The 18,251-nt window shown below is 67.6% G+C and carries 16 protein-coding genes and 1 pseudogene; 12 read left to right on the top strand and 5 right to left on the bottom strand.

What is annotated here, in order from left to right; genetic code table 11:
• Window positions 1–462: 462 nt before the first annotated feature.
• Window positions 463–558: pseudogene (locus ACO2Q1_RS14890) on the top strand (hypothetical protein); the annotation flags it as partial.
• 170 nt (window positions 559–728) lie between these two features.
• Here the strand turns inward: ACO2Q1_RS14890 and ACO2Q1_RS14885 are convergent.
• From ACO2Q1_RS14885 to dnaG, 3 genes are all read right to left on the bottom strand, one after another.
• A complete protein-coding gene (locus tag ACO2Q1_RS14885; protein WP_423330264.1) occupies window positions 729–1,559 on the bottom strand; it encodes a hypothetical protein in 831 nt (276 codons plus the stop codon).
• A 451-nt stretch (window positions 1,560–2,010) separates the two neighbouring features.
• Complete coding sequence (gene rpoD, locus ACO2Q1_RS14880) at window positions 2,011–3,963, bottom strand: RNA polymerase sigma factor RpoD (protein ID WP_423330263.1); 1,953 nt, start codon at window positions 3,961–3,963, stop codon at window positions 2,011–2,013.
• Window positions 3,964–4,054: 91 nt separating this feature from the next.
• Window positions 4,055–5,941, bottom strand: a complete 1,887-nt coding sequence (gene dnaG, locus ACO2Q1_RS14875) for a DNA primase (RefSeq protein ID WP_423330262.1) — start codon at window positions 5,939–5,941, stop codon at window positions 4,055–4,057.
• A 102-nt stretch (window positions 5,942–6,043) separates the two neighbouring features.
• On the opposite strand from dnaG, the gene ACO2Q1_RS14870 reads away from it, so the two are divergent.
• Window positions 6,044–6,403, top strand: coding sequence for a hypothetical protein (locus tag ACO2Q1_RS14870; protein ID WP_423330261.1), 360 nt, complete (start codon window positions 6,044–6,046; stop codon window positions 6,401–6,403).
• A 124-nt stretch (window positions 6,404–6,527) separates the two neighbouring features.
• Entirely contained in the window at window positions 6,528–6,911 is a 384-nt protein-coding gene (locus ACO2Q1_RS14865; RefSeq protein WP_423330260.1) for a hypothetical protein, read from the top strand.
• Window positions 6,912–6,920: 9 nt separating this feature from the next.
• Here the strand turns inward: ACO2Q1_RS14865 and ACO2Q1_RS14860 are convergent, their stop codons facing one another.
• On the bottom strand, window positions 6,921–9,590 hold the full coding sequence (locus ACO2Q1_RS14860) for a M14 family metallopeptidase (protein ID WP_423330259.1): 2,670 nt from the start codon (window positions 9,588–9,590) through the stop codon (window positions 6,921–6,923).
• Window positions 9,591–9,799: 209 nt separating this feature from the next.
• Here ACO2Q1_RS14860 and ACO2Q1_RS14855 point away from each other — a divergent pair, with 209 nt between their 5' ends.
• The 5 genes from ACO2Q1_RS14855 (at window position 9,800) to ACO2Q1_RS14835 (ending at window position 13,977) form a co-directional block, all read left to right on the top strand.
• Complete coding sequence (locus ACO2Q1_RS14855) at window positions 9,800–10,459, top strand: helix-turn-helix transcriptional regulator (RefSeq protein ID WP_423330258.1); 660 nt, start codon at window positions 9,800–9,802, stop codon at window positions 10,457–10,459.
• A gap of 279 nt (window positions 10,460–10,738) precedes the next feature.
• Window positions 10,739–11,068 (top strand): PadR family transcriptional regulator, encoded by a 330-nt coding sequence (locus tag ACO2Q1_RS14850; protein WP_423330257.1) that lies wholly within the window; start codon window positions 10,739–10,741, stop codon window positions 11,066–11,068.
• A 28-nt stretch (window positions 11,069–11,096) separates the two neighbouring features.
• Window positions 11,097–12,242: an HAAS signaling domain-containing protein gene (locus tag ACO2Q1_RS14845; RefSeq protein ID WP_423330256.1), complete on the top strand. Its 1,146-nt coding sequence runs from the start codon at window positions 11,097–11,099 to the stop codon at window positions 12,240–12,242.
• Between the two features lie 30 nt (window positions 12,243–12,272).
• Window positions 12,273–13,448, top strand: coding sequence for a bifunctional transcriptional activator/DNA repair enzyme AdaA (locus ACO2Q1_RS14840; RefSeq protein ID WP_423330255.1), 1,176 nt, complete (start codon window positions 12,273–12,275; stop codon window positions 13,446–13,448).
• Window positions 13,432–13,977: a methylated-DNA--[protein]-cysteine S-methyltransferase gene (locus tag ACO2Q1_RS14835; protein WP_423330254.1), complete on the top strand. Its 546-nt coding sequence runs from the start codon at window positions 13,432–13,434 to the stop codon at window positions 13,975–13,977. Before ACO2Q1_RS14840 ends, ACO2Q1_RS14835 begins: the two co-directional genes overlap by 17 nt.
• Before the next feature lie 8 nt (window positions 13,978–13,985).
• On the opposite strand, the gene ACO2Q1_RS14830 is transcribed toward ACO2Q1_RS14835, so the two are convergent.
• The gene (locus ACO2Q1_RS14830; RefSeq protein WP_423330253.1) at window positions 13,986–14,255 is read right to left on the bottom strand and encodes a hypothetical protein; all 270 of its coding nucleotides are present in this window, start codon (window positions 14,253–14,255) and stop codon (window positions 13,986–13,988) included.
• 245 nt (window positions 14,256–14,500) lie between these two features.
• On the opposite strand from ACO2Q1_RS14830, the gene ACO2Q1_RS14825 reads away from it, so the two are divergent.
• From ACO2Q1_RS14825 to ACO2Q1_RS14810, 4 genes are all read left to right on the top strand, one after another.
• Window positions 14,501–15,478, top strand: a complete 978-nt coding sequence (locus tag ACO2Q1_RS14825) for a quinone oxidoreductase family protein (protein WP_423330252.1) — start codon at window positions 14,501–14,503, stop codon at window positions 15,476–15,478.
• A 76-nt stretch (window positions 15,479–15,554) separates the two neighbouring features.
• On the top strand, window positions 15,555–16,199 hold the full coding sequence (locus tag ACO2Q1_RS14820; protein ID WP_423330251.1) for a TetR/AcrR family transcriptional regulator: 645 nt from the start codon (window positions 15,555–15,557) through the stop codon (window positions 16,197–16,199).
• 65 nt (window positions 16,200–16,264) lie between these two features.
• Window positions 16,265–17,797 (top strand): acyl-CoA carboxylase subunit beta, encoded by a 1,533-nt coding sequence (locus ACO2Q1_RS14815; RefSeq protein ID WP_423330250.1) that lies wholly within the window; start codon window positions 16,265–16,267, stop codon window positions 17,795–17,797.
• Window positions 17,797–18,249, top strand: a complete 453-nt coding sequence (locus ACO2Q1_RS14810; protein WP_423330249.1) for a hypothetical protein — start codon at window positions 17,797–17,799, stop codon at window positions 18,247–18,249. The genes ACO2Q1_RS14815 and ACO2Q1_RS14810 overlap by 1 nt, the downstream gene beginning before the upstream one ends.
• The last annotated feature ends 2 nt before the right edge of the window (window positions 18,250–18,251 follow it).

Here is an 18,251-nt window from a genome sequence, read left to right as displayed (position 1 = left end):
CCGGCCTCCTGCTCCCGCAGGATCCCGATGATCTGCTCTTCCGTGAACCGTGACCGCTTCATTCTGTCCGTCCTTTCGAGGGGCGGACTCTAGCTATTCCTGGAGGAGTTTCAGGGGGTCACGTCAGGTCTGAACTCTGAAGTTCCGGCGTCAGCACCCCCTCGGCCCCTATGTTCTCGCGCTCACGCCCCTTCTCCCCGCGGGGGAGAAGGTGGGCGGCGGAGCCGCTCGGATGAGGGGGCTCTGTCATCCGGCTCGACGTCCGAAGTCCGTGATAAGATCAGCCCGCCCCCTCATCCGTCTCGCTCCGCGAGCCACCTTCTCCCCTCGGGGGAGAAGGATATTCACGACATCGGCGAGGGAACCGACCCCTCCTCCCACGCCATGCCGTAATCCGGCTGCCGCCCCTCCCGCGCCTCGGCCTCCATCCGTTCGGTCCAGGCGCAGCAATGCTCCGGCCCCGCCGCCTCTAACGGCTGGCCCGCCGACCTCACAGATGACGAGGTGCTCGAGCACCTCTTCGCCCTCAATCAGGAACGCGCGGCCGCCGGACGATAATCGTGCGCTCACGCCCCTTCTCCCCTCGGGGGAGAAGGTGGGCGGCGGAGCCGCTCGGATGAGGGGGCTCTGTCATCCGGCTCGGCGTCCGAAGTCCGTGATGAGATCAGCCCGCCCCCCTCATCCGTCTCGCTCCGCGAGCCACCTTCTCCCCCGGGGGAGAAGGATATTCACGACATCGGCGAGGGAACCGACCCCGCCTCCCTCGCCATGCCGTAATCCGGCTGCCGCCCCTCCCGCGCCTCGGCCTCCATCCGTTCGGTCCAGGCGCAGCAATGTTCCAGCCCCGCCGCTTCTGACGGCGCCGTCGTGCTGGCCGGAGCGTGGCCGGAGGGGCCGTGGGCGATCCCGGCCTTCAGCCGGCCTTCGGCGTCCCAGTGGTCCAGCGGCCAGCCCATGGCCGCGGCGTGGGCGTGGTCGGCGGCCTCGACCTGCGGTCCGAAATGCCGGGCCCGGAACGCATAGACGAAGGGGGCGTACAGGGCGGGCACGCCCTGGGGCCGCTGGGCCAGCAGCTCATGCGCCAGATGTTCGACCAGCCGGTTCAGCCGCTCGGCCACCCGCGCATGGGTCGCCGCCGCCTCGGCCTGACGGGCCTGGGCCTCCGCCTCCATCTCCTGCGGCGTCAGCGCCCGCCGCCCCGGCCCGGCCGTCGGCTGCGTCAGCCGCCTGAGACCCTCCGCCGCCCGGATCAGCCCCTGCGCCTCGGCGGCCCGGCCCTCGGTCAGCAACAGGGCGGCGTATCGCGTGGTCCGGTCCAGCGCCGCCGCCGGCTCGGAGGTGTCGGCCGCGCGCGCGCCGGTCTCGGCGTCCATCCGCGCCAGGGCCGCCGCGTGCGCCTTGTGCGTCCAGCCGCACCGGGTGGCGCGTTTGCGGATCGTGTTGATCGACATCTTCAGCCGGCGCGAGATCGACTCGGCGGTCTCTCCGCCCAGATAGGCGTCCCGGACCACCGCCCAGGTCTCGGCCGGAAAATTGCGACGCGTGCGGACCTCTTCCATTCCGCCACCCTAACCTACGCCTGCGCCAGGATCGGTCGCAGGGGCGACGCCGGGGACCGTTCGACCCAGAATCTGTCCCGCCTCGCCTCCCTTCGTCCCCGCCTGCACCGCCCCGGTCCCGGTGCAACCCGGGACTCCCCGGGTACAAATCCAGGCGGGACAAACGCCAAAAAACCCCTCTCCCGGTTGGGAGAGGGAGACCGCGCACGGCGGCGCAGCCGTCGTCCTGGCGCGGTCGGGTGAGGGGCGCGGCGGCGGGTCGGCGGGCACGCTGTCCCCCTCACCCTTTCGGCTGGCGCATCGCTGCGCTCTGCGAGCCTCAAGTCCTCTCCCACAAGGGGAGAGGGGCGAAGAAAAAGGGCCGCCCCGTTTCCGGAGCGGCCCTTGCCGTCTCCTCCCCGTCGCCGCTTGGCGAGGGGGAGGGGGACCGCGTCTTCGCGGTGGAGGGGTTCTAGCTGTCCAGGAAGCTGCGCAGCTTCCGGCTCCGGCTCGGATGTTTCAGCTTTCTCAGGGCCTTGGCCTCGATCTGGCGAATGCGTTCGCGGGTCACGCTGAACTGTTGCCCGACCTCTTCCAGGGTGTGGTCGGTGTTCATGCCGATGCCGAAGCGCATGCGCAGAACCCGCTCCTCGCGCGGCGTCAGCGACGCCAGAACCCGCGTCGTTGTTTCACGAAGATTGCTCTGGATGGCCGCGTCGATCGGCAGGATGGCGTTCTTGTCTTCGATGAAGTCGCCCAGGTGCGAGTCCTCCTCGTCCCCGATCGGGGTTTCGAGCGAGATCGGTTCCTTGGCGATTTTCAACACCTTGCGCACTTTTTCCAGCGGCATGGCCAGCTTCTCGGCCAGCTCCTCCGGCGTCGGCTCGCGGCCGATTTCATGCAGCATCTGGCGGCTGGTGCGGACGATCTTGTTGATCGTCTCGATCATATGCACCGGAATGCGGATGGTCCGCGCCTGGTCGGCGATCGAGCGGGTGATGGCCTGACGGATCCACCAGGTGGCGTAGGTCGAGAACTTGTAGCCGCGACGGTACTCGAACTTGTCGACCGCCTTCATCAGGCCGATGTTGCCTTCCTGAATAAGATCAAGGAATTGCAGGCCGCGATTGGTGTATTTCTTGGCGATGGAGATGACCAGGCGCAGGTTGGCCTCGACCATTTCCTTCTTGGCCTGACGGGCCTCGCGCTCGCCCTTCTGCACCGTCTGGACGATGCGGCGATAGTCGTCGATCGGCAGGCCGGCCTCGGTGGCCACGGCGGCGATGTCGGTGCGGATCTTGCCGATCTGGGCGGCCTCGTTGTCGCTGAACTTGGTCCAGCGCACGCCCATGTCCTTGACCTGCGCCGCCCAGCCCGGGTTAAGCTCCTGACCGAAATAGGCTTTCAGGAACTCGGGGCGCGAGATGCCGTAACTGTCGGCCAGGCGCAGCAGCCGGCCTTCCAGCCCGATCAGCCGCTTGTTGATCGCGTACAGCTGTTCGACCAGGGCCTCGATGCGGTTGTTGTTCAGCTTGACCGTCTTCAGCCGGTCGGAAATGCCGGTCGATAGCGCCTCATAGGCCTTGCGGTCCTTGGCCGGCAGGTCTTCGCCCTTCAGCCGGTGCTCGACCAGCTTCTCCTGCAGCTTGCGGAAGGCGTCGAAGTCGGCGGCGATGGCGTCCAGCGTCTCCATGACCCCGTCACGCAGCTCGGCTTCCAGCGCCGAGATCGACATGCCGCCGCCGTCATCGAAGTCCTCGTCCTCATCCTCGGACTCGGGATTTTCCCCTTCGTTTTCCTTGGCTTCCGCCGGAGGGGCGGGCTGGCCGGGGATCGGCGGCTGGGGCTGGTTGTGCGGCAGGGACGACGGGTTGATCACGCCGTAGGTGGCGTCCAGGTCGATGACCTCGCGCAGCAGGATGCGGTTGTTCGCCAGCTCGTCGCGCCACACCATGATGGCCTCGAACGTCAGCGCGCTCTCGCACAGCCCCGAGATCATCGCATCCCGCCCGGCCTCGATCCGCTTCGCAATCGCGATCTCGCCCTCGCGAGACAGCAATTCGACGCTCCCCATCTCCCTGAGATACATCCTCACGGGGTCATCGGTGCGATCATAAGCCGGCTTGGCGTTCTCCTCAGAAACCGCCGTTTCTGCGCGCTCGGCGACCTCGCCGCCCTGACTTTCCTGAGCGTCTTCCTCGGCTTCGACGACGTTGACACCCATCTCAGACAGCATCGCCAGGGTGTCTTCGATCTGATCCGGGGTCACCTCTTCCGACGGCAGAACCTTGTTCAGTTCCTCCATCGTGACATAGCCGCGCGTCTTGGCCTGTTTGATGAACCGTTTGACGCCGGCGTCGGTCAGGTCGAGCAGGGGGCCGTCGGATTGGACTTCGGGTTCCTGGGTCTCGGTCTGCGCGCTCATTCAGTCTGGTCTCCGTCCGCCCGGGCCCGTCCGCCCGCTCGGCAAAATTGCAACATTCGTTCCAAAACAGAACGCATCGGCCGCGAATTCGTCACGAACCGCCCGAAACTTCCGTCGAAACATCCCAAATCGTCCCGGTTCGGACGGCCCGTCGCAAAGCGTCGCGCTCCGCCTTCAATCGAGCGAAGGCGGAGGCGTCGAACGCCTGATCGGCGGCCGACTTGGCTGCGTCCAGCGCCTGCTCCAGACCCGCGATGCGCATCTGGGCGTCAAACGCCTGGGACCACCTGACACGCGACTCGGCGAGGGGCGCATTCGCGGCCAGGAAAGGCGCGCCGGACTTCGCCGCCGCCTTCTCGACCTCACGCATCAAGCCATCGTGACCGGAAGCCGCCAGATGGCGACGCAGGGCGGCGCTGTCAAGGGACTGGCCGGAGAACCTCAGGCGCACCAGTTCCTGCGCCAGGCCGTCCAGTGCGGCGTCGCCGAAACCATGCGCGGCGATTTCCTCGAGATGATCGTCCATCCGTTCAGGATCATCGACGGCCCCATGAGCCAGGGCGGCGGCGACCGGCTCGATCGCCCGTGTCAGCGCCTGCATCGCCTGGGCGCCTTCCGTTGTCTGGCCCAGCTTGGGCGGCGGGCCGGGTCGCCAGCGTCCGCCGCCGGAAGCCTGGTGAGACCGGGTGGGCTGCGAACGGGCGGGAAACAGGGCGTCGAACCGGTCGAACAGATCACGTCGATACTGTTCGGCCAGATCCTTGTCGCCGACCGCCGCCGCCGCCTGCCGCAGTCGTCCTTTCAGCCCGGCGCGACGCTCGGGCGTGTCCAGCGGCTCGGCCTCGGCCTCGCGTCGGAACAAGACCTCGGCGAAGGGGCGGGTTTCCGCCAGGGCGTTCCTCAGCGCAGGCGCCCCCCGGTCGCGCAGGATGTCGTCGGGGTCCTGCCCGCCTTCCAACAGGGCGAAGCGGAAGGACTTGCCCGGCTTCAACAACGGCAGGGCCCGCTCAATGGCCCGATACGCCGCCCTCTGCCCCGCCCCGTCTCCGTCGAAACACAGGACGGGCTCCGAAGAGACGCGCCACAGCAGGGCCATCTGCTCCTCGGTCAGGGCCGTGCCCATCGGCGCCACGGCTGGAATGCCAGCCCTCTGACAGGCGATGACGTCCATATAGCCTTCGACCACCACGATCGACTGGCCGCCCTTCTGCTCCGCGCCCAGGATCCGCCGCGCCTCAGGCAGGCCGTAGAGCGTCGCCCCCTTGTGAAACAGCGGGCTTTCCGGCCCATTCAGGTATTTGGCCCGGTCGTCGGGGTTCATGGCCCGGCCGCCGAAGCTGACGATCCGTCCGCGCGCATCCAGGATCGGGAACATCAGTCGGTCGCGGAACCGGTCATAGGGCTGGCCGCCGCCCTCGGGACTGATCAGCATCCCCGCCTCGACCAGGTCGCCCGGCTTGGCCCCGCGCTGCACCAGGGCCTGTTTCAGTCCCTCGCGGTCGTTGGGCGCATAGCCGAGGCCGAACCGCTCCCACTGCGCCTCGGGCAGGCCGCGCCGCTCCAGGTATTCGCGCGCCGCCTTGCCGACCGAGCGGCGCAGATTGGCGGCGAACCATTTCTGGGCCAGATCCATCCAGTCGGCCAGGCCCTGCCGTTTCTGCTCCCGCTCGGCCGCCTGCGGGTCCTCGGCCGGAAGCGTCATCCCCGCCTCTGCCGCCAGCCGCGTCACCGCCTCGACGAAGCTAAGCCGCTCCGTCTCCTGCAGGAACGAGATGATGTCGCCGTGCTTTCCGGAGCTGAAGTCGTGAAAGAAGCCCTTGTCGTCGTTGACGAAAAACGACGGTGACTTCTCCTTCGAAAAGGGAGACAGGCCGGCGAATTCCCGCCCCTGACGCTTCAACTTCACCGTCCGTCCGATCACATCGGACGGCCGAAGGCGCGCCTTCAGCTCTTCGATGAAGCGTTCGTCGAAACGCACGGAAACTCCCTTGGCGGCATGGCGAATGATGCGGCGGCCCGTCAGACCTCGTCAGCAGCGCCAAGATAGAGGTTCGGGCAGGAGAAAGGAAAGGAAGCTCTCATGGTCCCGATCGCCCTCGCCGCCCTTTTCCTGACCTCGTCCGAACCGCCGATCGAACCCCAGACCCTCTATCATCAGGCCGTGGCCTGCACCGCCTCGCTGATGCTGGAGCGGGAGACCCTCGACGTGCGGCCGTCCGAGGCCGCGTCGCGGCCGGCGATGGATTCCAGCCTGCTGGCCTGGGGCATGGTGCTGCGCCAGTTTGGTGAACGGGCCGGTCGCAGCCCGGCCCAGATCGATCACGAGGACATCGACAAGGCACAGTTGTTCATGCGCCAGATGCGGCGCTCACGCCCGGCCGCCTTCATCGCCCATCGGGAATTCTGCCGCGCGATGGCGCCTGCCGGAGCGGTTCACTGACCCGCGTCCCCGGATCGCCCCTGCAGAGCCGGCGCCGCCGCCCCCCTGAACCCATGGAGTCAGCCCTCGTCAGTAGCCTGAGCCTGCGCTTTCCGATGAACTGCCTCGAACCGAGGAAGACGCAATGATTTCTCTCGCCATATCGCTATGGGCTGCGGCTGCCGGGCAGGACGCCATGCCCGAACCCTATACCCTCTACCATCAGGCCCTGGCCTGCGCCGTCTCTGCGGGGGTCGCCGACGCGGCGCGGCCCGACGCGGATACACCGACGGCCGAGGGCGCGCGTCAATGGTCCGAAACCACTGACGAAATCCTGGCCTGGGGCATGGTCATGGCTCACTCCGGCCCTCTGGCGGGGCGCACGCCTGAACAGGTCGATCGTATCGACGCCGAGCGGGCCGAAGCCTTCTTCGCCGAGATGCGCGAAAAGAAACCCGAGGTCTTCGCCGCTCATCGCGCCTATTGCCGGTCGATGATGCCGGCAAAAGGCGGCGCACCGGCCTCCTGACCTCGCGGCTCAGCGCCGCGCGTGCGCCGGTCCGCGGAAAACGGCGTTGGCGAAGATGGTCTCCATCCCGGTCATATAGCCTCGGAAGGTCGGATCCTGCACGAAGGCGATGATCCAGCCCGCCCCCTCAGACGACGCCATGATCGCCGGCTTGAACGCCAGTTGCTTGCGATTCTCGGCCCACAACTGGCCTGAGGCCAGCAGTTGATCCTCGGCCGGGAAGCGGGCGACGTTCGTTCCTTCGTCCCGAGTAAGGGGCGAATAGATGTCCGCTCCTTGAACCTGCACATTCAGGGTCGGCGCGACGCCGGCCGACAGCCAGTGCTCAGGATCGACCTCGACCCGCCCCAACACGCCCGCGACAGAATCCGGAGACCGATCTCCGGCGTGAATGAACCGGTCATAATCGGCCAGACTCTCGATCAGCTTGCCGTCACCGCCCTCGGCTCCGCCGACCGCCTGTTGCCGCCGCGAGGCCAGGAAGCCGTTGGACGGATCGGTCAGCATCCGCGTCGCCGATCCCAGGCCGATCAGGACGCCGCCCTCCTCGACCCATGCTTTCAGATGCGCGACGCCGCCGGCGCCCAGCGTTCCCTTGTAGTCACCATAGGTCGACGGCAGGACGATCACGTCGAACCGGGACAGGTCGGCGCGCCCCAGGTTCGAGGTCCGCACCACCGTCACCGGATAGCCCAGCTGCCGCTCCAGCACATACCGCGTCGCGCCCACCGCCGTCGGATTGGTCGGCGCGTCCCAGGCCAGCGCCACCTTCGGCGCCTTGAGCGCCACGGCCTCGCCCGAGCCGAAGCTCGGTCCGTCCGACACCCAGCTTTCTGCGGCGCCCACCACCTGGGCGCCCGTCTCGGCGGCGAGCGCCTGAATCCGGGCCGTCAGGTCCGCGCCGTTGCCCGCGCGGGGAATGATCAGCGTCCCCGACGGCCAGCGACGTTCGGCGTGGGTGAAGGGCTTGTCCATCGACCGCAGCGAAATCCCCGCGCGCAGGGCGTGGGTCATCAGCGCCGTACCCGATCCACCCGGCGCGACCAGATAGCCCCAGGCCGCATCCGCCTGGATCACAGATCCGCGCGGGGCCTCATCCGCCGCCACGGCGGCGACGGCCACTGTGGGGGCGGCGGTGCACTTGTCGGACGGCACATTGGCCAGCAGCGGCAGGGACCAGGCCGTGACGTCATAGATTTCGTCCGGCAGGCCGCGCGCGCGGCGGCGCTCCTGTTCGGCCAAGAAATCGGCCGGCACCGCAACGTCCTGGGCCAGAAGCACCTCGGCCATTCGCCGCTGCGGCTGAGCCAGGTTCACGATATGGGATCCGGCGGGATAGGTCTTGCCGCAAGCGGTGAACCCGGCCTCGGCTCGGCCGACCTCGACGCCCGACGACACCAGCAATCGCGCCAGCCGGTCCGCTGCGCCGGAATCCCACGCCGGCGCGCTCAGCACATAGGCGCCGCGTCCCGCCACCCCGTCGGCGTGATAGGCGTAGAAGGCGTTCAGCAGCCGGCCACGGTTCGCCGAGGCCGTCTCGATCGTCGCCAGCGCCGCCAGGGTGTGGTTCCGTACGGTATCGCGATAGGTCAGGATTTCGCCCGACGCCCGCCGCGCCGCCAGCCCCCGCGCCGATCCCTGCTCATAGGTCATCGACACGGCGCCTAGATAACCGGGCCAGCCGTCGCCGTATCCGGGATAGAAGGCGTCGAAGACCTGGCGGTTGAAGTAGTCCTGCCCGGCCCGATCGAACCAACGCGCCGTGTTGCGGCCGAAAATCTCGCGGCTCTCCAGCGTCGAGGGCGCGATCCAGGGGTTCAGAGGTTGGGCCTCTGGCGGGAAGAAGAAGCTCTCATCCGTGCCCATCTCGTGGGCGTCGACGACCACCTGCGGCCGCCACTCGCGGATCAGGGCGGCATGCCCTCGCGTCTCGGGCTGGGTCTGGATGAACCAGTCGCGGTTCAGATCGAACAGGTCGTGGTTGTACCGCCCCCCCGGCCAGGGCTGGTCCCGCTCGGCCGACAGCGGGTCCGGGTTGGGCTGGGTGCCGAACCCTGCATTGAAGCTTTGCAGGAACCGTTCTCGTCCGTCGGGGTTCTGTGAAGGAACGACAAGCACGACAGTATTGGCCAGCCACTCTTGAACCGCCGGATCCCGAGACGCCAGAAGATGATAGGCCGTGGCCAGAGAGGCGTCGGCTGCGCTGATCTCGTCGCCATGCACCGAATTGGCGATCCAGACGATGACCGGCTGATCGGCGATCAGGGCGTCGGCCTGGGCGCGGGTCGTTCGGCGCGGATCGGCCAGGGCGCGCGACGTCGCCCGGATCTGGTCCAGGCGGGCGATATTGCGCGGCGAACCGATCGCCGCCCAGATCACCGGTCGGCCCTCATGCGTCGTCGCCGACGGGCCGATGGCGACACGGTCCGGCGCATAGGCTCTCAGAGCGTCGAAATACCGGATCAGGTCGGCTGCAGAGGTGATCTTCGCGCCGCTGTCATGGCCCAGGACCGACGCCACGGTGGGGACGCCAGGATCATAGGACGCTCCGGCCACCAGGGGCGAAACGGTGGACGACGGAACAGCCGACGACGACGTCGTCTGCGCTCCGGCTGAGCCTGCCGATACGGCGAGGGCCAGGCACAACCCGGCGCTGACCGCGCCCTTGAACTTCCGCATCCTGCCCTCCCCGAGCATCACGGGACGGGTTTAGCGGCTCAGGCGAAAAAGAAAACGCCCGACCGGCGGCGCGCACGCCGCTTGATCAACGTCCGCACTCAGGACAATGTAAGGTTATGAACGTGGCATTGGCTTCGCGTATCGGTTTGCATTCAGACGGCGTTCCTGGCTCTGCCACCGCCGACGATCCTGCAACCCGCTGGTCCCGCATGGTCGAGAACTTCTCCTGCCACGGCCTTGTTCAGCTGACTTATGGTCTGGCCGAGGTGGACGCCTCCCAAAAGCCGAGCCTGTGCGCCGACCTGGCGATGTCGACCATGAGCCGCGACCTTATCGAGCGGCATTTCAACCATGGCTGCCTCGCCTTCGACCCGCTGCTGCGCGCCCTTCGCGCCGGCCGTCTGGAACCCATGCCGTTCGACATCGAGGCGATGGAGGTGGAGTCGGAAATCCTGGCGGAGATGCGGACAATGGGATTGAGGAGCGGCGTCCTCTTTCCTCTCCCCCCACTTGCGGGATGCCCGATCGCAGGTCTGATCGCCGCCTCCCCCCTGTCCTATCCTCAGGTTTGCGATCTGCTCGACGTGGAGGGACAGCGTCTGGTGGCGCTGGCGCACCGCTTCCACGCCCAGACGTCGGGCGAACTGATGCGGCGACGGGACGCGATCACGCCGCTGACAGGCCGCGAGAGAGATTGTCTGCAGATCATCGCACGCGGCGAGCGGATGGCCGCTGCGGCGCACCAGCTAGGCCTGTCCGAAGCCACGGTCGAGCTCCACCTGCGCAACGCGCGCCGCAAGCTGGGCGCCCGCAGCCTGCCTGAGGCGGTGGCTCGCGGCCTGCTGTACCGTCAGATCGAACCTCTATGACCCTTTCCTGCCTAAGGTTTTCCTTAGGTTGAGAAGCTTCGCGGTATTCGCCTAATAGGGGTTGTCCGGTCGGCCCCCCACAATCTGGCCGGATGTCGAGCGGGAGTGTCGGACCTCGCTCGCCAGATTCTCCGACGGGACGCCCCGCTCTGCTTGCAGGCGGGGCGTCTTCGATTCCGATCGTCCTCCTAACATTACGAACCGAGCCGAGGCGTTGACAGCGTCATACAGTATGCGTCATACACTGTATGTCACACACTATGTGAAGAACAGGCTCAGATGGCCGACGACGTCGAACTCTTTGAATCCATGCGACTGGAGCTCCGGCGCGGCTCCCTGGTCCTGGCGGTTCTCGCCCGGCTCAGGGACGAACGCTACGGCTACACCCTGCGTCAGGCCCTGGCCGAGGACGGGCTCGAGATAGAGGAATCCACCCTCTATCCCCTGCTCCGCCGGCTGGAGAGCCAGGGGCTGCTGACCAGCGAATGGCGCGAGGAGGAAAAGCGCAAGAAGCGCTTCTACCGCCTGTCACCGACCGGCGACCGGGTGCTGACCGCCCTGACCGATGAATGGCGAGCCATCAACGCCTCGCTCGACAAGATTCTCTGATCTCACGGACCTGGAGGAGGGATCCGTCATGACCCTGACCGAACGCTATCTGAAAGCCGTCGCCGCCCAGCTGCCTCGCAGCCAGCGCGACGACATCATCGCCGAACTCGCCGACGCCATCGCCGACCGCATGGAGGCCCGGGAAAACGACCTCGGCCGACCTCTGACCGACGATGAGCAGGAGGCCGTGCTGCGCGAGATCGGCCACCCCTTGGCTGTGGCGGCCCGCTACGGCTCAGGCCCGCAACATGTCGTCGGACCCGAGCTCTATCCCTGGTGGAAGTTCGGCCTGAAGGTCGGCCTCGCCGCCCTGGTGGTTCTGACCCTTATCGGCCTGGCCGCACGGGTCCTGACCGGCGACATCCTGGCGGGACAGGCCATAGGCCAGGCCTTCGCCGATGTCTTCTCCAGCGCCGTCACCCTGGTCGGCTTCGCCACGATCGCCGCCTTCATCATCGAACGGCAGAAGGAGAAGCCGGCCTTCCTGCGAGACTGGAAGGTCAAGGATCTGGGCCTGTTCGAGATCAGCCTGGACACCGAGCGCCTGACCCGCGACCTGCACAAGGGCGGTCTGGACGGGCTGGACAAGGCGCCGGCCGACGCCTCGGCAGGCTGGAGCCGCGCCGTGGGGTGGAATCTGTCCGACGGCCGGATGTCTCCGATGGCTGGGGCCGTCGCCAGCGCCGTCTGCTGGACCGTCTTTCTGATGTGGTGGACGGGCCTGCTGCCCGCCGTGCCCACCAATATCGAGATCGTCGACGGCGTCGTCGACGGCGTGGACTACGGGGCCCTGACCGCCGCGACCTTCAGCTTGATCTATTGGCCGGTCACCGCCTACGCCGTCGCCCGGATCCTGTTCGGCCTGTTCCGCGCCTGGCGACCCGAGGCCGTTCGTCTGGCAGGGGCCGGCGATATGGCGCTTGGTCTTGTCCGCATGGGGTCCTGCGTCTGGCTCTGGACCGTTTCGCCCTTCGCCGATCGCATCAGCGTGGCGGACTTCGACGACTTCACCCGTCGCGCCCAGACCCTGTTCCATGGCGAGGGAACCCTGGCCAACCTGCTGATGATCATCGTCGCCGTCGCCTTCATCGCCGCCGCCTGGGAGACGATCGCCGCCTTCACCCGCCTCGTCGGCGGCAAGGCGGCGCTCAGATCGCGAGCTCAGTCCGCCTGACCCCACTCAGATGTCCGAAAACCGCGAGACATGGGCGCCTCCCGCGCCCATGTTGCCGGCATGGAGATCGAACCCGACATCCCCGACCTGGACCAGGACGCCTGCTACCGGGCGGTCCTGACCCGCGACGCCCGGTTCGACGGCCGCTTCTTCGGCGCCGTGAAGACGACGGGGATCTACTGTCGTCCTGTCTGTCCGGCCCGCACCCCGCTGCGTCGGAACATGGTCTTCTATCCGTCGGCGGCGGCGGCCGAGATCGCCGGCTTCCGGGCTTGCCTGCGGTGCCGACCTGAGACGGCGCCGGACATGGGCGCCTGGCGCGGAACTTCCAACACGGTCAGCCGCGCCTTGGCCCTGATCGACGCCGGAGCCCTGGACTCCGGGTCCAGATCCGGCGGAGATGTCGACGCCCTGGCCAACCGGTTGGGCGTGGGCGAACGACAGTTGCGCCGGCTTTTCCGCCGCCACCTCGGCGCGGCGCCGATCAGCGTGGCCCAGACCCGTCGGGTTCTGCTGGCCAAGAGCCTGATCCACGACACCGATCTGGGCATGGCCGAGGTCGCCCTGGCGTCCGGTTTCGGCAGTGTCCGCCGGTTCAACGAGACCTTCCAGGCCCTCTATCACCGCCCACCGTCAGACCTGCGTCGTCACAGCACGCGACGGGACGCCGGACCGGGCGTGCGCCTGCGTCTTCCTTGGCGACCGCCCTACGACTGGCACGCCATGATGCAAGCCCTGGCCGCGCGTGGCGACCACGTCGCGGAGGGCTGCTGGACGCGCGTGCTTGAGCGCGCAGTCGACGCCGCCGAGGGCCGGGTCTCGGTCGCCTTCCGCGAAGACGATGCGCTGGACGTTCGAGTGGTCATCGACGACCTGCGCGCCCTGCCCCGCATATTGGCGCGTGTTCGCTGCGTGTTCGACCTGTCGGCCGATCCTGCCGCCATCGCCACTGATCTGTCGCGCGACCCCTTGCTGAAGCCGTTGGTGGCTAGGAGGCCTGGGTTGCGCCTGCCAGGCGAGTGGATTGACCTCGATCACCCCGCTGACCTTGCGGCGAGCGACGCCATAGCAGGCGACCTGCCGAACACCCTTCTTCACCGCGCCGAAGCCTGGCGGCCCTGGCGCGCTTATGCCCTGCTTCATCTCCAGGCCGCCCGCGTGCGCCTGGCCGACATTCCGGAGATCCCCCATGACCAGGCCGCTTGAAGCCCAGTTCGACCTCACCCTGTCGCGACTGACCTCCCCGATCGGCGAGATCCTGCTGGCGGCCGATGCGGACGGCGCCGTCCGGGCTCTGGATTTTCACGACTATGAGCCGCGGATGCTGCGGCTCTTGGGGCGACGTTACCCCCGCTTCGCCCTGACAGCGGGCGCAGCGCCTGTCGGTGTCGCCGCGTCTCTTGACGCCTATTTCAACGGCGATGCGAACGCGCTGGACGCCCTCCGGGTCGAGACCGCCGGCACTGACTTCCAGCGCTCGGTCTGGCAGGCCCTCCGAACCATTCCCGCAGGCCAGACCTGGACCTATGGCCGTCTCGCCCAAGCCATCGGCCGCCCTTCCGCCATGCGCGCCGTCGGGCTGGCGAACGGGGCCAATCCGGTGGCGCTGATCGTGCCCTGCCATCGCGTCATCGGCGCGAACGGCGCCCTGACCGGATATGCGGGCGGGATGGAGCGCAAAGCCTGGCTGCTGGCGCACGAGGCACGCCGCCACGCCGCCGGGCTCGCAGCCTGATCGGGGAACTACGGCAGGGGCGCGAACGCCGGACCCGCGAGCCGCAGCTCACAGGCCTTGCGCACCGCCATCGGCGCGGCGCTGAACCAGTAGGCGGCGTCCTCATTCCGCTCGGCCATCCGGCGTTCCAGCCCGCGCCGTCGCCGCAACGCCGCATTGGCCAGCAACCGCGCATGCAGGGCGCGCGGTGTTTCATAAGCTATGGCGGGCGAGCCGGGAACGGCGACGACGTCGGGTCCTTGGGGCTCCACCGCCGGTCGGATGACGGCGATGAACATCGGGGAAATCCTCGGCCGGGCCTATGACGCAGACCGCGCCAGGCCCGGGATGATACGCCCGCTTCCGGGGCGACGGTGAAATCAATCCACAAGTCCTGTGGACAGTTCCATACTCACCATCAAAGATGCGCAAATTCAGGCGGTTATTGTGACGGCTCCGCCATAGTGGTTAACGTCGCGATCGAGGCGCCTTGACGCGGGCGTCGTGCAGGACGACCTCCGATCTTGCTGATCCGGAGCTCGCCATGTCCGAAACCCGTCTGATCGTTCGCCGCACAGGCGGCCCCGAAGTCATCGAACTTGAGACGTTCGATCCCGGCCTGGTTCCGGCTGGACAGGTGCGGGTGCGACATCGGGCCGTCGGCCTGAACTTCATTGACGTCTATCGCCGCAGCGGCCTCTATCCCGTCGATCTGCCCTCCGGCATGGGCACGGAAGCCGCAGGCGTCGTCGAGGCGGTCGGCGACGGCGTTGCGACGGTCAGGGTCGGCGATCGTGTCGGCTACGCCACCGGGCCCCTGGGCGCCTGCGCCACCGTGCGCGACATCCCGGCCGAATTCCTCATTCCCCTGCCCGACGGCGTTTCCGAAGACGTCGCGGCCGCCAGCCTGCTGAAGGGCATGACCGCCGCCTTTCTGATTGAACAGTGCGCCCGGATTCAGCCCGGCTGGAGCGTGCTGGTCCATGCCGCGGCGGGCGGCGTCGGCTCCATCCTGGTGCAATGGCTCGCGGCTATGGGCGTCCGCGTGATCGCCCACGCCGGATCGCCCGAAAAGGCCGAGCGCGCCGGCGCCGACGGCGCCCATCTCGCCCTGTCCGTCCCCTTCGACCATCTGGCCGCCGCCGTGCGCGAGGTGACCGACGGTCGGGGCGTCGAAGTAGCGTTGGACGGCGTCGGCGCGGCCTCCTGGACCGCCTCCCTCGCCTCGGTCGCCCGGCGTGGCCTGCTCGTCTCCTATGGAAACGCCAGCGGGCCGGTCCCGCCGTTCAGCCCCCTGGAGCTGTCCAGGGCCGGCTCCCTGTTCGTCACCCGGCCGACCTTGTTCGACTACGCCGTGACGCCGGAAGAACGCATGACCCTGGCCGGCCTGCTTTTCGACCGCCTCGTGTCCGGCGACGTGAAGGTCGCCATCGGCCAGCGTTTCCCTCTCCGCCAGGCCGCCGACGCGCACCGCGCGCTGGAACAGCGCCGGACGGTCGGCTCGACGATCCTCACCGTCTGACGCGGGAAGGTCGGACGACAGCGGCCCCGGCTCGGCAGGACTCGCCTTTGCCGCCGATCTGCGGTTTTCTACCCGGATGGAGAGTTTCGCCGACCGTGGTTCCTCGATTGAACCGTCCGCACCGTCCGCCGCGCCCGCCCCCCGCGCGCGTGGCGCCGAGGCCCGGCGTGAAGCCATTCTCGACGCCGCCGCCGCCTGCTTCGTGGAGCGCGGCTACGGCGCCACCTCGGTCGACGACATCGCCGAGCGCCTGGGCGTCTCCAAACCGACCCTCTACTATCATGTGGGCGGCAAGCAGGAACTGCTGGGCGCCAGCTTCAGCCGCGCCCTGGACGCCTATTCCGACGCCGTCGAGGACACCGCCGTCAGCGGCGTCACAGGCCGCGAGCGCCTGCATCAAGTCGTTCAGAAATATGTGGAAATCACCACCACCGTGCACGGCCGCTGCCTGCATCGGGTGCCGGATGTCGAGCTGACGCCACAGGTCCGCGACCGGCTGCGAGCGGTCAAGCGCAAGGTGGATGCCCGCATTCGCGACCTGCTGCGCGAGGGGGTCCGCGACGGCTCCTTGCGCAGCGCCGACATCCGCATGTCCACCTTCGCCATCTCCGGCGCCATGAACTCCATCGCCCAGTGGTATTCTCCGTCCGGCAAGCTCAGTCCCGAGGAAATCGCCGAGCGATTGTGGGACAGTTTCGCCGAGGGGCTCAGGCCCCGCTGACACGCGCCAGTTGACCCCGCACCCGCATTCCGCCATTCCATTTTCTACTCGCCGGTAGGATTTTCATGCAGCAGATTCTCGAACAACTGGAACAGCGTCGCGCCGCGGCCCGGCTCGGCGGCGGCGAGGCCCGCATCGCGGCCCAGCACGCCAAGGGCAAGCTGACCGCCCGCGAACGGATCGAGGTCCTGCTGGACGAGGGCTCGTTCGAAGAGACCGACATGTTCGTGGAGCACCGCTCCCACGAGTTCGGCATGGAGAAACAGCGCATCCCCGGCGACGGCGTGGTCACCGGACGCGGCACCATCGGCGGCCGTCTGGTCTATGTCTTCTCGAAAGACTTCACCGTCTTCGGCGGCTCCCTGTCGGGCGCCCACGCGGCCAAGATCGTCAAGCTGCAGAAGATGGCCCTGACCAACGGCGCCCCGATCATCGGCCTGTTCGACGCCGGCGGCGCGCGCATCCAGGAGGGGGTCGAGGCGCTCGGCGGCTACGCCGACATCTTCCTCCAGAACACCCTGGCCTCGGGCGTCATCCCCCAGATCAGCGTCATCATGGGCCCCTGCGCGGGCGGCGACGTCTATTCCCCCGCCATCACCGACTTCATCTTCATGGTGAAGGACACCTCCTACATGTACGTCACCGGCCCGGACGTGGTGAAGACGGTGACCAATGAGGTCGTCAGCCACGAGGACCTGGGCGGCGCCCGCGTCCATGCCGGCAAGTCGGGCGTCGCCGACGGCGCCTTCGAGAACGACATCGAGGCCCTGTCGGAGGTCCGCCGCCTGATCGGCTTCCTGCCGCTGTCGAACCGCGAGAAGCCGCCGGTCCGCGACTCCTACGACGACCCGGAGCGGGACGAGGCCAGCCTCGACACCCTGATCCCCGCCAATCCGAACCAGCCCTATGACATGAAGGAGCTGATCCTGAAGACGGTGGACGAGGCCGACTTCTTCGAGATCGGCGCCGACTTCGCAAAGAACATCATCTGCGGCTTCGGCCGGCTGGACGGCCAGCCCGTCGGGATCGTCGCCAACCAGCCCCAGGTCCTGGCCGGCGTGCTGGACATCGACAGCTCACGAAAGTCCGCCCGCTTCGTCCGCTTCTGCGACGCCTTCGGCATTCCCATCGTGACCCTGGTCGACGTGCCGGGCTTCATGCCGGGGACGAAGCAGGAGTACGGTGCCCTCATCGCCCACGGGGCCAAACTGCTGTTCGCCTATGCCGAGGCGACCGTGCCGAAACTGACCCTGATCACGCGCAAGGCCTATGGCGGCGCCTATGACGTGATGTCGTCCAAACACCTGCGCGGCGACGTCAACTACGCCTGGCCCACCGCCGAGATCGCCGTCATGGGCGCCAAGGGGGCCGTCGAGATCATCTTCCGCAAGGAGGCTGGCGACCCGGAGGCCCTGGCGGCGCGCGAGGCCGAATACAAGGACCGCTTCGCCAACCCCTTTGTCGCCGCCAAACTCGGCTTCATCGACGACGTCATCATGCCCCACGGCACCCGACGCCGCCTGATCAAGGCCCTGCGCACGCTGAAGAACAAGGTCCAGGACAATCCCTGGAAGAAGCACGACAACATTCCGCTGTGATGAAAGCGCCGGATCTACCCAACGGCATTTCACTTTCGCCCGACGGTTATGTGGCGTTCTCCGGCAAGTCCGGTAGAACCCTGCTGCTTGGCCTGCTACTTCGCGCCAAATTCGCCCGTCCGCTGGAACGGCATGCCGTTCTGAACGGATGGATGACCCGTCTGGCGAAAGACCTATCGGCAGATTGGCCGACTCAGAACGCCGAAGATGGGAAATGGGGTGTCGATTTCAGAGACGAAGTCGCCGCCTGCATCCTTCAGGACGCCAAAGAGGGCAGCTTGCCTTGGTGGACGATGACTGAAGACGAACGCATCGGCTTCATCCGTGACACCGCCTTCGCTCCACACTCCGTGTCAAAATTCGATGCCGAAGAGATCGTGCTCGCGGTTCAGGACGAGGTCCTGCGCGCCGAGCGCCTCGTTAATGCGGTCGCCAAGGCGACAGGGAAATGACC

This window comes from Brevundimonas sp. VNH65, from assembly GCF_049445955.1.
GTDB lineage: Bacteria > Pseudomonadota > Alphaproteobacteria > Caulobacterales > Caulobacteraceae > Brevundimonas.
This window is presented reverse-complemented; position numbering and strand designations above follow the sequence as displayed.

Excerpts from the sequence above, each read along its gene's own strand:
- ACO2Q1_RS14885 (WP_423330264.1), bottom strand. The coding sequence starts at position 1,559 with ATGGAAGAGGTCCGCACGCGTCGCAATTTTCCGGCCGAGACCTGGGCG.
- rpoD (WP_423330263.1), bottom strand. The coding sequence starts at position 3,963 with ATGAGCGCGCAGACCGAGACCCAGGAACCCGAAGTCCAATCCGACGGC.
- ACO2Q1_RS14870 (WP_423330261.1), top strand. The coding sequence starts at position 6,044 with ATGGTCCCGATCGCCCTCGCCGCCCTTTTCCTGACCTCGTCCGAACCG.
- ACO2Q1_RS14865 (WP_423330260.1), top strand. The coding sequence starts at position 6,528 with ATGATTTCTCTCGCCATATCGCTATGGGCTGCGGCTGCCGGGCAGGAC.
- ACO2Q1_RS14860 (WP_423330259.1), bottom strand. The coding sequence starts at position 9,590 with ATGCGGAAGTTCAAGGGCGCGGTCAGCGCCGGGTTGTGCCTGGCCCTC.
- ACO2Q1_RS14855 (WP_423330258.1), top strand. The coding sequence starts at position 9,800 with ATGGTCGAGAACTTCTCCTGCCACGGCCTTGTTCAGCTGACTTATGGT.
- ACO2Q1_RS14850 (WP_423330257.1), top strand. The coding sequence starts at position 10,739 with ATGGCCGACGACGTCGAACTCTTTGAATCCATGCGACTGGAGCTCCGG.
- ACO2Q1_RS14845 (WP_423330256.1), top strand. The coding sequence starts at position 11,097 with ATGACCCTGACCGAACGCTATCTGAAAGCCGTCGCCGCCCAGCTGCCT.
- ACO2Q1_RS14840 (WP_423330255.1), top strand. The coding sequence starts at position 12,273 with ATGGGCGCCTCCCGCGCCCATGTTGCCGGCATGGAGATCGAACCCGAC.
- ACO2Q1_RS14835 (WP_423330254.1), top strand. The coding sequence starts at position 13,432 with ATGACCAGGCCGCTTGAAGCCCAGTTCGACCTCACCCTGTCGCGACTG.
- ACO2Q1_RS14830 (WP_423330253.1), bottom strand. The coding sequence starts at position 14,255 with ATGTTCATCGCCGTCATCCGACCGGCGGTGGAGCCCCAAGGACCCGAC.
- ACO2Q1_RS14825 (WP_423330252.1), top strand. The coding sequence starts at position 14,501 with ATGTCCGAAACCCGTCTGATCGTTCGCCGCACAGGCGGCCCCGAAGTC.
- ACO2Q1_RS14820 (WP_423330251.1), top strand. The coding sequence starts at position 15,555 with ATGGAGAGTTTCGCCGACCGTGGTTCCTCGATTGAACCGTCCGCACCG.
- ACO2Q1_RS14815 (WP_423330250.1), top strand. The coding sequence starts at position 16,265 with ATGCAGCAGATTCTCGAACAACTGGAACAGCGTCGCGCCGCGGCCCGG.
- ACO2Q1_RS14810 (WP_423330249.1), top strand. The coding sequence starts at position 17,797 with ATGAAAGCGCCGGATCTACCCAACGGCATTTCACTTTCGCCCGACGGT.